13 protein-coding genes and 1 tRNA gene are annotated in these 14,055 nt (G+C 39.6%); 8 read left to right on the top strand and 6 right to left on the bottom strand.

Features of this window, described 5'->3' with window-relative positions; translation table 11 throughout:
* Positions 1 to 19: 19 nt before the first annotated feature.
* Positions 20 to 535 carry an RNA polymerase sigma factor gene (locus tag WAA15_RS20825; RefSeq protein ID WP_337044772.1) on the bottom strand — a complete coding sequence of 172 codons (516 nt, stop codon included), beginning with the start codon at positions 533 to 535 and terminating at the stop codon, positions 20 to 22.
* 237 nt (positions 536 to 772) lie between these two features.
* Here WAA15_RS20825 and WAA15_RS20820 point away from each other — a divergent pair, with 237 nt between their 5' ends.
* From WAA15_RS20820 to lptC, 4 genes are read left to right on the top strand one after another with little or no spacing between them, the layout of a single operon-like run.
* Entirely contained in the window at positions 773 to 1,564 is a 792-nt protein-coding gene (locus WAA15_RS20820; protein WP_337044771.1) for a tRNA threonylcarbamoyladenosine dehydratase, read from the top strand.
* Positions 1,565 to 1,566: 2 nt separating this feature from the next.
* The gene (locus WAA15_RS20815; protein ID WP_337044770.1) at positions 1,567 to 2,370 is read left to right on the top strand and encodes a type III pantothenate kinase; all 804 of its coding nucleotides are present in this window, start codon (positions 1,567 to 1,569) and stop codon (positions 2,368 to 2,370) included.
* On the top strand, positions 2,345 to 3,643 hold the full coding sequence (locus WAA15_RS20810; protein WP_337044769.1) for a hypothetical protein: 1,299 nt from the start codon (positions 2,345 to 2,347) through the stop codon (positions 3,641 to 3,643). Before WAA15_RS20815 ends, WAA15_RS20810 begins: the two co-directional genes overlap by 26 nt.
* A gap of 8 nt (positions 3,644 to 3,651) precedes the next feature.
* Positions 3,652 to 4,254, top strand: coding sequence for an LPS export ABC transporter periplasmic protein LptC (gene lptC / locus WAA15_RS20805; RefSeq protein WP_337044768.1), 603 nt, complete (start codon positions 3,652 to 3,654; stop codon positions 4,252 to 4,254).
* 1 nt (position 4,255) lies between these two features.
* On the opposite strand, the gene WAA15_RS20800 is transcribed toward lptC, so the two are convergent.
* The 5 genes from WAA15_RS20800 to msrB all read right to left on the bottom strand — a co-directional run bounded on the left by WAA15_RS20800 (position 4,256) and on the right by msrB (position 8,264).
* Complete coding sequence (locus tag WAA15_RS20800) at positions 4,256 to 4,651, bottom strand: c-type cytochrome (RefSeq protein ID WP_337044767.1); 396 nt, start codon at positions 4,649 to 4,651, stop codon at positions 4,256 to 4,258.
* A 36-nt stretch (positions 4,652 to 4,687) separates the two neighbouring features.
* Positions 4,688 to 5,293 carry an SCO family protein gene (locus WAA15_RS20795; protein WP_337044766.1) on the bottom strand — a complete coding sequence of 202 codons (606 nt, stop codon included), beginning with the start codon at positions 5,291 to 5,293 and terminating at the stop codon, positions 4,688 to 4,690.
* Between the two features lie 55 nt (positions 5,294 to 5,348).
* Positions 5,349 to 5,741, bottom strand: a complete 393-nt coding sequence (locus WAA15_RS20790) for a hypothetical protein (protein WP_337044765.1) — start codon at positions 5,739 to 5,741, stop codon at positions 5,349 to 5,351.
* A gap of 87 nt (positions 5,742 to 5,828) precedes the next feature.
* Complete coding sequence (recN, locus tag WAA15_RS20785) at positions 5,829 to 7,487, bottom strand: DNA repair protein RecN (RefSeq protein WP_337044764.1); 1,659 nt, start codon at positions 7,485 to 7,487, stop codon at positions 5,829 to 5,831.
* Positions 7,488 to 7,715: 228 nt separating this feature from the next.
* Positions 7,716 to 8,264, bottom strand: coding sequence for a peptide-methionine (R)-S-oxide reductase MsrB (msrB, locus tag WAA15_RS20780; RefSeq protein WP_337044763.1), 549 nt, complete (start codon positions 8,262 to 8,264; stop codon positions 7,716 to 7,718).
* 102 nt (positions 8,265 to 8,366) lie between these two features.
* Between msrB and WAA15_RS20775 the strand changes: the two genes are divergently transcribed.
* The 4 genes from WAA15_RS20775 to WAA15_RS20760 all read left to right on the top strand — a co-directional run bounded on the left by WAA15_RS20775 (position 8,367) and on the right by WAA15_RS20760 (position 13,461).
* Positions 8,367 to 8,930 (top strand): C40 family peptidase, encoded by a 564-nt coding sequence (locus tag WAA15_RS20775; RefSeq protein ID WP_337044762.1) that lies wholly within the window; start codon positions 8,367 to 8,369, stop codon positions 8,928 to 8,930.
* A 73-nt stretch (positions 8,931 to 9,003) separates the two neighbouring features.
* Positions 9,004 to 12,129, top strand: a complete 3,126-nt coding sequence (locus tag WAA15_RS20770; RefSeq protein ID WP_337044761.1) for a tolB protein precursor — start codon at positions 9,004 to 9,006, stop codon at positions 12,127 to 12,129.
* A gap of 60 nt (positions 12,130 to 12,189) precedes the next feature.
* Positions 12,190 to 12,263, top strand: a tRNA-Ala gene (locus tag WAA15_RS20765).
* A 70-nt stretch (positions 12,264 to 12,333) separates the two neighbouring features.
* Positions 12,334 to 13,461, top strand: coding sequence for a tyrosine-type recombinase/integrase (locus WAA15_RS20760; protein ID WP_337044760.1), 1,128 nt, complete (start codon positions 12,334 to 12,336; stop codon positions 13,459 to 13,461).
* Positions 13,462 to 14,055 lie beyond the last annotated feature (594 nt).

The raw sequence follows: 14,055 nt of genomic DNA, 5'->3' as shown, positions 1-14,055 counted from the left end.
ATCCTCCTGTATTTTTTTATTAATTGAGTTTTAAATATTCTTCTTTCAATTGTTTCAAGCCTCGATGAACCCGAACTTTCACTAACGAAACCGAAATATTGAGTATATCGGCAATTTCTTCGTATTTAAGTTCATCGTAGCGGCTCATTCTTAGTACTTCCTGATACTCGGGAGCCAGTTTTGCTAATGCTTTCTGAATTAAAAGATGTTGTTCGTCGTCATAATTTTCTTCTTCGGCTACTTCTATGTTTTCGTGTAAATCTTTATGATTGTGCGAATGTTCTTTTAGAAAATCGTGATAAATATTACGGGCTATTCTATAAATCCAGGTTCTGAACTCGTATCCTTCCCTGAAAGTGTTCCGATAATGAATAAGCCTGTAAAAAACCTGTTGCGTCAAGTCCTGACTCGAATCTCGCTCCAGACCAAACCTCAGATAAAAATTATAAAGTGGGCGTTTGTAGCGTTCGTACAAAATCGCAGCCTTATCTAAGTCGCCAAGGGCTACATATTGCATAGCTGCCTCATCAGTCATATAGAGCTTTTTCGTTTTTAGGTTTCTGTATATGATTACTTGTAGAAGAATAAAAGGTTACAAAGATTTTGAAAAATTTTTTCTTTTTTTATTTTCTCATGAGTCTATATGAAAAAAGTGTTAATGTGCTAGGAGGAATCAGAACGAGATTTTACGACTACCCTTGCAAGAGTGCTACGTTTCTGTGTAACTTTGGGGTTTTATCAAACCTATTTATCATACTACCATTCAGAAAATATGCTTGCTTGGTTGTCGCGTTCCGAATTACTGGTCGGAAAAGAAGGAATTGAAAAATTGCAGAATGCCCATGTGTTGGTTGTTGGTCTTGGCGGAGTAGGCTCATTTGCGGCCGAATTCATCTGTCGGTCGGGTATTGGCGAAATGACCATCGTTGATGGAGACGTAGTTGACCCCAGCAACCGGAATCGGCAGTTGCCGGCTTTGGCTACAAATCATGGCGAATCAAAGGCCGATATAATGGCCGAACGTCTACTGGCTATCAATCCTGAACTTAAGTTACATGTAGTAAAAGAGTTTCTGACTCCGGCCAAATGCCGCGAGATTCTGGAAACCCGTTTCGACTACGTAATGGACTGTATCGATAGTATTACCCCGAAACTTACCTTATTATCAACAGCTTATGAACAAAAACAACGAATTGTAAGCTCGATGGGGGCAGGTGGCAAAATAGACCCTACGCAACTTCGGGTAGCCGATTTATACGATACCTACGAGTGCCTTTTTGCACAGTATATACGAAAACGAATCAAGAAACTAGGTGTTTATTCAGGTATTAAAGCGGTTTTCTCGACCGAGATGGTCAGACGTGATTCGCTAATCCTGACCGATGGTAGTAACTTCAAGCGGTCGGCCTATGGTACTATTTCGTACCTTCCTGCAGCCTTTGGAGGCGTTTGTGCGTCAGTAGTCATTAGAGATTTACTGGGGTATCCGGTTGAAATGATTAAAAGACCTAAGAAAATTCGGAAAAAATCGAAGAAAGAAGCAGCTAAAAAAACACAAGAATAAGTATGTATGGAGTGGTAGACATCGGCAATACCTTTGCGAAGGTCGGGCTTTTTGAAGCAAACAAACTGATAGAGGTAAAATCGGGGCTGATTCTTGACGAGCTTGATGATTTTCTTTCGTTAAAAAAAGTTAAAAAAGTAATTATCTCGTCGGTAACTAAAAATCAGGATGAATTAAACACTATCTTTCAGGATACCTTGTTCGACAAGCTGATTTTAAGCTCCCAAACACCATTGCCAATTCAGAAAGATTATGAAACACCCCATACATTAGGTTCAGACAGGCTGGCGGCCGCAGTAGGAGCTAATTTTTTGTATCCGGCCATTAACTGTCTCATTATCGACATGGGCACAGCTATCAAGTATGATTACGTGTCGGTGAGTACCCATACACAGCAGGGTACTTTTAGCGGAGGCATAATTTCTCCGGGTATGCGAATACGATTCGAGGCACTTCATACGTTTACCAAAAGATTACCCCTTGTTGAAGCAGAGGGCATTCCGCCCCTGATTGGCAAGAGCACCAAAAGCTGTATACAGAGTGGCGTTGTGAACGGAATCAGTGCCGAAGTAAACGGAATGATAGAGAATTATAAAAAATTAGGCAAATGTCAGGTAATCTTGTGTGGTGGAGATGCTTCTTTCTTTGAAAGTCAAATAAAAAAGCCGAACTTTGCGCCCGCTGCCACTCAGGAGGCCAGCCAGACATTAATTGATGACATACAAATTGAATTGATACCAAATCTAGTCCTGATAGGGCTAAACCGAATTTTAAGATACAATGTTGAGAAACCTACTACTAATTAATTGTTTTCTTGTTAGCACGCTTGTTATTACAAATACTTACGCTCAGAAAGACTCCCGCCTTACGGGTAACTCGCCTTATTCGGCTTTAGGCATTGGCGATGTAGCTCCTTCGGGGTCAATCATCAGCGATGCAATGGGTGGTACGGGCTTAACCTTCGGAAATGGTATTTATATCAACTCGCTCAATCCGGCTATGCTCGTAAAAAACCGCTTTGTGGCTTTTGGTACTGGCGTTCGTGGGCAATACAGAAAAATATCAGATGGCACTAATAGCCAAACCGACTTCGGTACAAACCTCAGCTATGTATCTATGGCATTTCCTATTAAGCAGAAATGGACCATGACAATAGGCATGAGGCCCTCAACAAGTGTAGAGTACGAATCAAGGTATGTATCACCAATTCAGGGTACATCTAATTCAGTTCAATATATCTATAAAGGGCAAGGAGGTTTTTCAAAAGTAAACCTCGGCACAGGTCACTTAATCGGAAAATCGCTTTATGTAGGTGCAGAAGGCTATTATTATTTCGGAAGCATCAGACGTGACACTACCTCAAGGTTGTTACTGAACGATGGTGAAGATTATTACCTGCAATATTCAGACCGGATGTCGGCCAATGGTTTCGGCGCAAAAGGTGGATTCACCTATCAGCAAAAGCTATCAGAAAAATGGTATGTTAACCTAGGAGGTACCTACGAATTACAAAGCAGACTTAACGGCAACCGTCTTCGTAGCCTTACAACCTTAATTGAAGGGCAAAATGGCCCTCAGGTACTTAAAAAGCCTGATACACTAGGGATTTCGACAGGTGGTTTTGTGCTTCCGGCAAAATATAACCTCGGTATTAGTATAGAAAGCCCGCTAAAATGGATTTTCGCACTTGAATATAGCAAACAAGACTGGAAACAGTATCGTAACTTTACTAATCAGGCAGAAGTGAATCTGGCAGCCAGCGAACAGATTTCAGCCGGAATTGAATTTTTGCCTAAAGTTAGTTCAACCAAATACTTCGATCAGGTGTTCTATCGCGTAGGTTTTCAACAGGTTAAAACGCCCTATCTGGTTAACGGCACACAGGTTATGGACAGAAGTTTCTCATTTGGTTTATCAACGCCGCTAGGCTACCGTAACCTGAGTTATATTGACTGGGCTGTGTCGATAGGTAAAAGAGGAGTAACAGGTAATGGCCTTATACAGGAAAACTACATCAAGATGTCGTTAGGTTTCTCTCTCGTTGATACCCGTTGGTTCCTGAAAACTAAAATTGACTAGTTTTTTGAATGAAGAAACATAGTTTCGTTCTTATTCGTTTTATAATTCTCTGTCCGTTGCTGGGTATTATAGCCTATGGGCTTTTTTCTTGTGAAGAAAAAAAGCAAGACAAGCCATTTGTAAAATACAATGGCCCATTAATGGTAACAGATAATCTCTCCATTACCATGAGTGACTCGGGGCGCACTACTGTAAAGGTAACTACCGCCCAGCAAATAAAACTCCAGAACGAAGATGAAGTTTACCCTAAAACTGTATATGTAACTTTTTTTGATAAGAATGGCGTAGAATACTCCTCGCTCAGAGGTGATTCTGGCAGGTTTTTTAAAAATGAAGGACTATATAGGGTAATGGGAAATGTTTTCTTTTTTAACCGTTTGCAGCAGCAGAGTTTATCAACCGACCTCCTGAACTGGCACACAAGCCAGAAAAAGATTTATACTGATTCTCCGTTTATTATCAAGACCCGATTCGATGAAATCCATGGCATAGGCATGGAAGCTGATCAGGATTTTACACACTACACCATGCGTAAAACCAAAGGTGTTTTCGGCATTGACTCGGTTACTGCCTCGGGCGGAGAAGCCGATGTGGACACCACCAGCAATTAGTCTATTGCAAGGCTTTGGCTACTTCCTCAACCGTAGTAATTTTCTGTTCGTTTTGCCATTCGGTATACATATAAGTTACTAGTTCGGCTATATCAAGGTTCTGTAACTGGCTATTGGCAGGCATGGGCTGGTTATAAACTTTTCCGTTTACTTTCAATTCGCCCGAAAGCCCATATTTTATAGCTCTGATTACCTGCGTCTTATTTTGCAGGTAATCGCTTCCGGCAAGTGGCGGGTAGAGGTTCTGTAAACCTTTGCCATCCTTTTGGTGGCAGTTAGCACAGTTCTGATCATAAACTTCTTTGCCACCAATATAGTATTGCTCCAGTTTTACCTTTTCCGGCGACTGACAAGAACCCAACACAACCACAATAAATATATATTTCAGGTATTTCATTTATTTAAGAGATAAAGCCCAAAATAGCCATCGAATTTATTCTTCTTTCAATAAAATCTCCATGTCGCTCATCAGGCGGTCAACGTCTTTTTCTTTTGTGCCATCGTAGGTGCCTCTTACCCTGCGTTGTTTGTCAATCAGGATAAACGCACCACTGTGCATAATGCCCCCCGGAGAGGCAGGGTCTTCGGTAGCCGTTACCATATATGATTTTTGACCGAGGTCATAAATATCGTTTCTTGCTCCGGTTACAAAATGCCAGAAGTTGCCACTTACACCCAAGCGTTTGGCATAAGCCTTAAGCACAGCTACGGAGTCGTGGCGAGGGTCGATGGTATGAGAAAGGATACCCACCTGCGGGTTTTCCTTAAACTTGTCATACACCCTAAGCAACTGTGTTTTCATAATAGGGCAGATAGTAGGGCAGGTAGTAAAGAAAAAATCAGCTACATAAATTTTGTTGGCGTAGGTCTGGTTAGTTACTACATTGCTGTCTTGGTCGATGAGCTTAAAATCAGGTATAGTATGATAAACCGAATCGCCGTTAACGAAGTCTTTTTCGCCAAGAATAGGTAATTTTTTAGGTTGGCAGGCACTAAAAAACAAACTTAGCCCGATAAATATTAATAAGAAGTATTTCATTATAGTAAAAAGCCCTCCCGATATAAGAGAGGGTGTGCCAATAAATGTGAGTAAATTATTTTAAAAAGTCTTCGGCCTTTTTCTTAGCGTTCAGAGTCTTTTCTTTAATTTTATTGCCTTCTGTTTTTAAATCCTGTAAAGTTTTTATTTTTTCATCGCTATCTTTCATATCTATCACATCGCCTAGTTTCGTCATCCATGTTTCCATATCATTGTAGGTTTCATCCAGTTCTTTTGAAATAGCCAGTGCGCCCTGTTTAGCGGTTGAATCAAGTGTTTCAGATTTTTTTATTATTTTCTCCCGAAACCCTTCTAATTCCATACTTACAGGCATAATTTCATCGTGCAGTTTGAATGTCTCGGTTTTAAGTTGGGCTGCTTCTTCGGAAGTTTTATTTGAGCAAGCCATTGTTGCAAGAATTAGTAAAGAATAAAGTAGCGTTTTCATTCGATGTTATTGGTATGATAGTTTATGTATATAATGAAATGAATAATTAGACAGAAAGTTCCCTGTTTTTAAATATTCCACTTAGTTTCAGACACTAATGCCAAGTATTTCGATAGCACTATGAATAGCACTTTCAGACGGATTCTCACCACCAATCATCTTGGCTATTTCTATAATCCGCTCATCAATACTTAACTCTCTGATTCTGCTGACCGTTCTGGAAGCCGAATTATCTTTATACACATAGAAGTGTTTTGTACCGCGGCCAGCAATCTGGTGTAAGTGAGTAATAGCAATTACCTGAAGGCTTTGTGCCATTTCGCGCATCATTTTACCCACTTTTATGGCAACCTCGCCCGAAATACCTGTGTCAATTTCGTCAAAGATAATGGTAGGTAAAGAGCGTTTGTCGCCTAAAACATATTTAATGGCAAGCATTAACCGCGAAAACTCACCACCCGAAGCCACATCTTTTAACTGGCGTGGCGTAATACCCTTATTGGCACTAAACAGAAAGTTAAGCTGGTCGATACCGTCATTGCCTAACTTGCCTGTTTCATGTTGTATTTTAAGCGTGGCGTTTGGCATTCCGAGTTCAAAGAGCAATCCGACTACGCGTCTTTCAACTTCGGCAAACACTTTCTGGCGGGCTTTAGATAACACGTCGGCAGTTTTCATGGCTACTTCAAAGGCTTTATCAACCCTTTCTTTGGCGGCAGCAAGATTTTCACTCAGGTTAAGAACCTTGCTTACTTTCTCTTCCAGAATAGCCTGTATTTCAAGTAATTCTCCGTTCGATTTTACAGCATGCTTCTGTTGAAGTTTGTAAAGCAGGTTAAGGCGGCCCTGAATGTTTTCAATCTGCTGTCCGTCAAGTTCAATGCCTTCTTCCTCCGATTCTATATCACGGGCTACATCTTTTAATTCAAGCAAACATGACTGAATCCGGTCTTTGAACTGTTGGTATTCAGGCGAGTATCCGGCTATGGGGTTAAGCGAGCTAACCGTACTTTGTAACACCGATACCACCGAATGTTCGGTATCATTCAGGTAGGCTAGCGATGTTTTCAAGCGTTGTTTTACTTCTTCGGCGTGTTCAAGGATGTTTAATTCTTGTTCGAGTAACTCCTGTTCGTTGGCTTCAAGTTTAGCTTTTACGAGTTCGTCAAGCTGAAAACTGTTATAATCAAACTCTTTTTTGTTCTGGTCTGACTCTGTCTGTAATTGCTCGTAGGCATCCTGCAATTTTTTGTAGGTGCGGTATTTATCCTGATACTCAACCAGTTTATCGTGGCATTGAGCGTACGTATCAATAATTCTCAATTGATATTCGTTTGAGCCAAGCTGAATTGAGTCATGCTGAGAGTGGATGTCCATTAACTGCGACGTAATTTTACGAAGAGTTTCGAGCGTAACGGGGGTATCGTTTATAAAAGCACGCGATTTACCGCTGGGGGCAATTTCACGGCGGATAATACAAGGGTTTTCGAAGTCGAGTTCTTCTTCTTCAAATATATTTTTTACATAAAAACCAGCCATATCGAAACTACCTTCGATAATACACTTTTCGGTTTCGTTATATAATGTTTTAGTGTCAGCACGATTCCCGAGCAGTAAACCTATGGCTCCGAGCATTATAGATTTTCCTGCGCCTGTTTCGCCTGTAACAATATTAAGATGAGCATCAGGTGAAAGTTCAAGTTGCTCAATAAGGGCATAATTCTTAATCAGAAGATGTGAAAGCATGAACTAAAGCTTTATTTGCGTGACAAGGCCATTGAAACAGAGAGCAATATCTGTTAAAAAAATGTATTTCTCTATTTCTTTCAATAAATAATTATTGAACAAAATTTGCCCCGTTTTTAATACAAATTTAGAAGGAAAAAAAGCAAGGTGTTAATGTTTTACATAAATTTTTTGTAAAACATTAACACCTCTTATTTGTGGTTTATGAGGCATCTTTAGCCCAACTGTTTACTTCTTTACGAACTTCAACGAAACCGAGTTCATGCAATAACGTAAGCCAGTGGGTTTGGGGCCATCTTCAAAAACGTGCCCAAGATGCGCTTTGCAACGATTACACAGCACCTCGGTTCTGACCATGCCGTGGCTTACATCCACTTTGTTTTCAACGGCACAATCGTTAATGGGTTTCCAGAAACTTGGCCAGCCTGTACCAGATTCAAACTTGGTATCGGAGGTAAAGAGTTCAAAATCGCAGCAGATACATTTATAAATGCCTTTTTCGTGGTTATCCCAGTATTCGCCTGAGAAAGCACGTTCTGTACCAGCTTTACGGGCAACAGCAAACTCAATACTACTTAGTTGTTTCTTCCATTCTTCGTCCGTTTTCTTAATAACAGTAATTTTACAATCAGGAGTAGCTTCTTTTTTAGCTTTACTATTCTGAGCGCAACTCTGATACACACCAGCCAGAAAAGCCACACAGAAAAACAAGGCAACTGATTGGTTAAGGTTTCTGAAAAAACCTGAGTTTTTAGTCTGATTTATACGTGATTCCATTTTCATAATTAGCTTATTGTCTTTATGTATAGTTACGGAAAAATTAAATAAAAAGTTTGGATTTCTAATATTTTGGCATAATTTTCTCGTTAATTTTAAAAAATGCTTTCATACGTGCTTAACTCAAGAAATAACCTGATTTTCGTTTGCTCAATAATTACTTTATTGAGCGTTTCGTCTTGCGAGGTTTTAAGAACCAAAAGCAACGCATCAGTTTCTCCTCGTGCTTCTGCACCCAGCCCCCGCACAAAAGCCAAACCGGAAGCGGTTGCTTCTACTCATGTTAAAAACCTGCTTAAAATAGCGCGTTCGTATACTGGGGTGCCGTATCTGAGCGGCGGCAATGACGAAAACGGTATTGATTGTTCTGGTTTATTATGCAATAGTTTTAAAGAATTAGGCATTTTGTTGCCACGGGTATCTTGGCAACAGTCAGAGTTCTTTCCGGCTATTGATATGCCAAATATTCAGAAAGGCGACCTCGTTTTTTTTGTTACCACAGGAAAAAACATTAATCACGCCGGAATTGTTACAGAAGTCAAAGGCGAAGATGAAGTGTTGTTTATCCATGCTTCGTCGAGCAAAGGGGTTCGTGAAGACAACATGATGAATGCCTATTGGAAAGCCCGATTCGCAAGAGTTTGCCGCCCTGACTTCGTAAAATAAATTTTCAAGCCCGTTTTTAAGCTATTTTCTCTTAATTTGCGTTATAAAGAGAAAACAATACACCATTGCAGGTATGAGAAAAAACTTGTTCTTAATTATAGGGTTGATAATCAGTAATTTAGCATTTGCACAATCACAATATTTCGGACAAAACAAGCCTCGTTATAAATCCTTTGGTTTTAAAGTTTTACAAAGCCCACATTTTGAACTATATCACTATTTTAAAGATAACACTATTCCTAACGACATTGTTATTAATAGCGAACATTGGTATAAAATTCATCAGGAAGTTTTCAAACTGGCTTTTATTAAACCAAATCCGTTGATTATTTACCAGAACCACCCCGATTTTCAGGAAACAACGGCTATTGGTGGGCAAATAGGCGAAGGAACAGGCGGTGTAACCGAAGGGCTGCGTAACCGAGTGGTGATGCCTATGATGTATTCAAAAAGGCAAACCGACCACGTACTGGGGCATGAGTTGGTACACGCTTTTCAGTATCAATTAATGACCGCCGGCGATTCAACTTCTTTAGGAAATATCCAGAATCTTCCCTTGTTTATGGTCGAAGGGCTAGCCGAATATATGTCGTTAGGTAGGGTAGATGCCCATACTGCCATGTGGATGCGCGACGCTGTGTTGAGTGATGATATTCCGACAATAAAAGACTTAGCAACTAAAGAATATAAGTATTTTCCGTATAGATGGGGGCAGGCTTTCTGGGCTTATATAGCAGCTACTTATGGCGATGACATGATTCGGCCGTTATTTCGGGAAACAGCTAGGTATGGTGTTGAAGTCGCCTTTAAAAGAAACCTGAAAATGGATATTGAGCGGTTTTCGGGCAGATGGAAGAAAGCCATGATTGATACCTATACTCCGCTGAGGCAAGGGACTGTTACTACACCTATCGGAAAAGAAATAGCTTCGGCAAAAAATGCTGGTGAAATGAATGTTTCGCCCACTATTAGCCCTGATGGTAATTATGTGGCATACATTTCTTCTAAAAATGTTATTTCCCTAGATATTTTTATTGCTGAAACCAGTACAGGTCGAATAGTCAGAAAGATTGAAAGCACCTCTTTTGGTTCACATGTTGATTCATATAGTTTTCTTGAAACAGCCGGAGCGTGGTCGCCCGATAGCCGGAATCTGGCTTTGGTTATTCAGAGTAAAGGTCGTAATAAGCTGTCGGTTGTGGATGTCGCTACCGGAAATAAACGTACGTTTGAGCTAAAGGGTGTCGATTCGTTTACGAACCCTACTTGGTCGCCTGATGGCAGCACCATAGTGGTGTCAGGTTTAATGAATGGAATCAGCGATTTATATGCCTTTAATATAAAGGAAGAATCGGTCAGAAACCTTACCAACGACGATAACTCAGATATTCAGCCGTCATGGTCGCCCGACGGGAGGTGGATTTACTTCGTGTCAGACCGAGGCTCAACAAATGCCCGGCTCGAAAAAGCAAATTTTTCTATTTCAAGACTAGACCCTCTAAGCCTGAAAGTAGAAACTTTTTCTTTCTTTCAGGAAGCCGATAACCTGAACCCTCTGGTTGACCCCGCAGGTAATTTTGTTTATTTCTTATCTGACGCCGACGGTTTCAGGAACCTGTATCGTTTCTCGTTAGAAGATGCAAGTCTTGAAAAACTGACCAATTATTTTACAGGTATAAGTGGCATTACCATGTACTCGCCGGCTGTAAGTATTGCTTCAAAAACTGGGCAGCTGGTTTATTCGTATTTTCAGGCTGGCAAGTATAATTTATATACTGTAAAGGCTGGTGAACTTGAAGGTAATATCATAGAAAATAAAGTTGATAAAAAAGCTGCCACACTTGCCCCATTCGATTGGAAAGAAGGACGAAATATAGTACAGAATAACCTCAACAAGCAGAATCTACTTGCCAGAATTAAACCTACTAGCCTAAAAACATTAAAATATAATCCGAAATTTAAAATTGATTATCTGGGAAGCTCTGGTTTAGGAGTAGGCACAAGCCGTTGGGGAACTGGCTTAGGCGGAGGGGTGGTAGGTTTGGCCAGCGATATGCTCAACAATAATCAGGTTTCGGGTATTTTGTCGATCAATGGAGAAATTCAGGACTTCGGAGGGCAGTTTGCTTACCTGAATCAGAAAAATCCATTGCAGTGGGGGGCGAGCATTTCACGCATTCCGTATCGTTTTTCTGACTATCAGCTTAACAATAAATACATTACAGACCCTCAGTCAAAAGCAGGATTGGGCATTCCCGCTTCTGACTCACTCATCCAGTCGAGTTATAATCTTTATCGACTTTTTATTAATGAAGTTGGCGTATTTGCGTTTTATCCGCTTAGTACTGCTAAACGCCTGGAAATAGGAGGCAGCGCAAACTGGTATAGTTACAGTGGCCGCACATACAGCGACTACTATGGGGTGAATAGCTCGTCTGGTAGCTATTATCGAGGAAGTGATACCCCAAGGAGAATTCCGCAGGCAGAGTTGAAAGAGCAAGGATACAGACCCTTTAATCTGCAACGCCTCTATATTGCTTACGTTGGCGACAACACGACCTTTGGCACCACAGCACCTTTAAACGGGTATCGGTATCGTTTTGAGTTTTCGCGTTATTTTGGCGATATAGCTCATAATGCTATAACTGCCGATTACAGACGTTATAAATACCTGAAACCATTTACAGTTGCAACACGGCTTTATTATTATGGCCGCCTAGATGCCAAGAATATTGACGACTATAACAGACTTTACCCTATGTTTTTGGGGTATCCGTGGTATATGCACGGTTTCTGGGGTAGGGCATTAGGCAACCAGACATCGATACTTTCATTAAGCGAAGAGCAACTGAAAGGCTCACAAATGGGCTTAACAAATTTTGAAATAAGACTCCCTTTTACTGGCCCTAAAAAACTGGCATTGATTGATTTTCAGTATGTGCCTTCTGACCTGAATTTCTTTTTCGATATGGGTATGGCTTGGGACGACATAAAAGCACCCGGCAAAGCATACGATTATGTTTTCAGCGATGGCGAAAAACAGCGGCTAAAACTGAAACCTATTGTGAGTACAGGTTTTAGTTTGCGTATTAATGCCTTGGGGTATCTGATATTGGAACCTTATCTGGCGTTCCCGATTTATAACGGAAAATTACAAAAAAGTGTAACAGGAATAAATTTCATGATTCCGGGATGGTAAAATTTGCAGTTTTGTCAGAAAAAGTGCATATTTGCGCTACCAACAATTAAGCATACAAATGGGGATGTAGCTCAGTTGGCTAGAGCGTTTGACTGGCAGTCAAAAGGTCGTGGGTTCGAGTCCCATCTTCTCCACAATCTGACGCAAGTATCTGATTATCAGGTACTTGCGTCAGTTCATTTAAGGGAAATTGATACAACTAATTTGAAGAAGGTCAAACTTTGCAAACTTAATGATTGCAGGGGCGATGTGAGTAAGAGGTGGTACATAGATTACGGAATATATAACCAAGCAAGAAAACGGTTAGAAATTAAAAGAATATGGCTACCAACTAACCCCCCAAATGCTGATTATCGCTATCAGTTAGCCAAAGACTTATCCAACGAAATTGACAAAAAGTTAAAAAAGGGCATCCTTCATTCTACCCCCAAAAAAGAGAAAAAAATAAATCCTACAAATTTTCTCGAAATCACAGAAAATATACTTACAATGCTGGTCGTTGAAAAAGTACTCAGAACAAAATCAAAACAAACCTACTACACCGCTTGCAAGCATCTTGATAAGTTTCTGCTTAAAACATCAATTCATTTTACAGATATTACCACCAGTATTGTACAGGACTTTATAAGGTCTTTAAAGGTATCTGACAGGCACAAGAAAAACATTGTGGGCTTTTTAAAGTCGGTTTGTGGTTATTTGATAGAAAACAACTTTATGGCATATAATCCATTTTTAGGAAGTGATGATAAGATAAAGTTTGATGATAGCGAATTGAACTGCCCGTTTTCGGATTATGAGAAAAAGAAAATTGAAGATTATCTAATTGCCAATAATAAGCCGCTTTACTTGTTTACCCGATTTATATTCTATTCCTTTATTAGACCTAAAGAATTACTACATTTACAGGTAAAAGACGTTGACTTAAGGACACGGACGATTAAAGTTAAAAGCGATATTTCAAAGAATAAAAGGTCTGAAACTGTTCCCATTATAAAACCGCTTCTTAGTCTCATTGTTGAAAATAAGGTTTTAGAAAATCCAAGTGATTACTATATATTTGGACAAGGTTTTAAACCATCTAAGACCATGCAAGGGGGTAATACTCCAACTAATCAACATAGGGAAGCTCTAAAGGATTTGGGTTTATATGTTGAGAAAAAGACGGTTTTATATTCGTGGAAGCATACGGGAAATATATTTGCTTACCTGTCAGGGTTGGATATAAAAATTATTCAGAAGATGAACAGACACAGGTCTTTAGAAACGACAGAAATCTATTTAAGAAAGTTGGGTTTGTTCCTTGATGAAAAGGCTTATGATGCAAGTTGGTAAAATGGAATCGCAACTAAAGAAAAAAGGGGAAACCCCAAAATATAATATTTGGTTTCAATAAGATACACTAATATAATATTCTGTAATAATAATAAAGCTCGGTAGTAATAATATACTATCGGGCTTTTATTTATATAATATTCTGTATTAGCAAAATATACAAAATAAAGTTTGTCGATTTTATCTTTCTATCTTTCAATACCAGTAATATATCTTTCAACTTTCAATGTATCTTTCAATACATCTTTCAATGGCTAAAATACTTATTATCAATATATTATATATACTCATTGAAAGATTGAAAGATAATATAAGTATTTAATTACCGTTAAAAAGAAATAATGCCCTTAATTGCCTGATTTATAGACAATTAAGGGCATTATTTATATATATCTTTTTTGTCTTGAAAAATTGAAAGATATACTTGCAAACAAAGCGGATTATTGAAAGATAACTTTCAATACTTACAGGCAAAACGTACCTTTTTCTTTAGTTGCGATACCCCTATTTTACCCCCCTTCGACCCCCCGAAAAACCCCTATCAATTTAGCCTTAGCCCCCCACCAAACCCCCGCGTAAACCCCTCTTTTATCC

Origin of the sequence: Emticicia sp. 17c (assembly GCF_037153985.1) — a bacterium.
Lineage (GTDB): Bacteria > Bacteroidota > Bacteroidia > Cytophagales > Spirosomataceae > Emticicia.
Note: the sequence above shows the minus strand (reverse complement) of the source record. Positions and strands in the feature narration are given on the sequence as shown.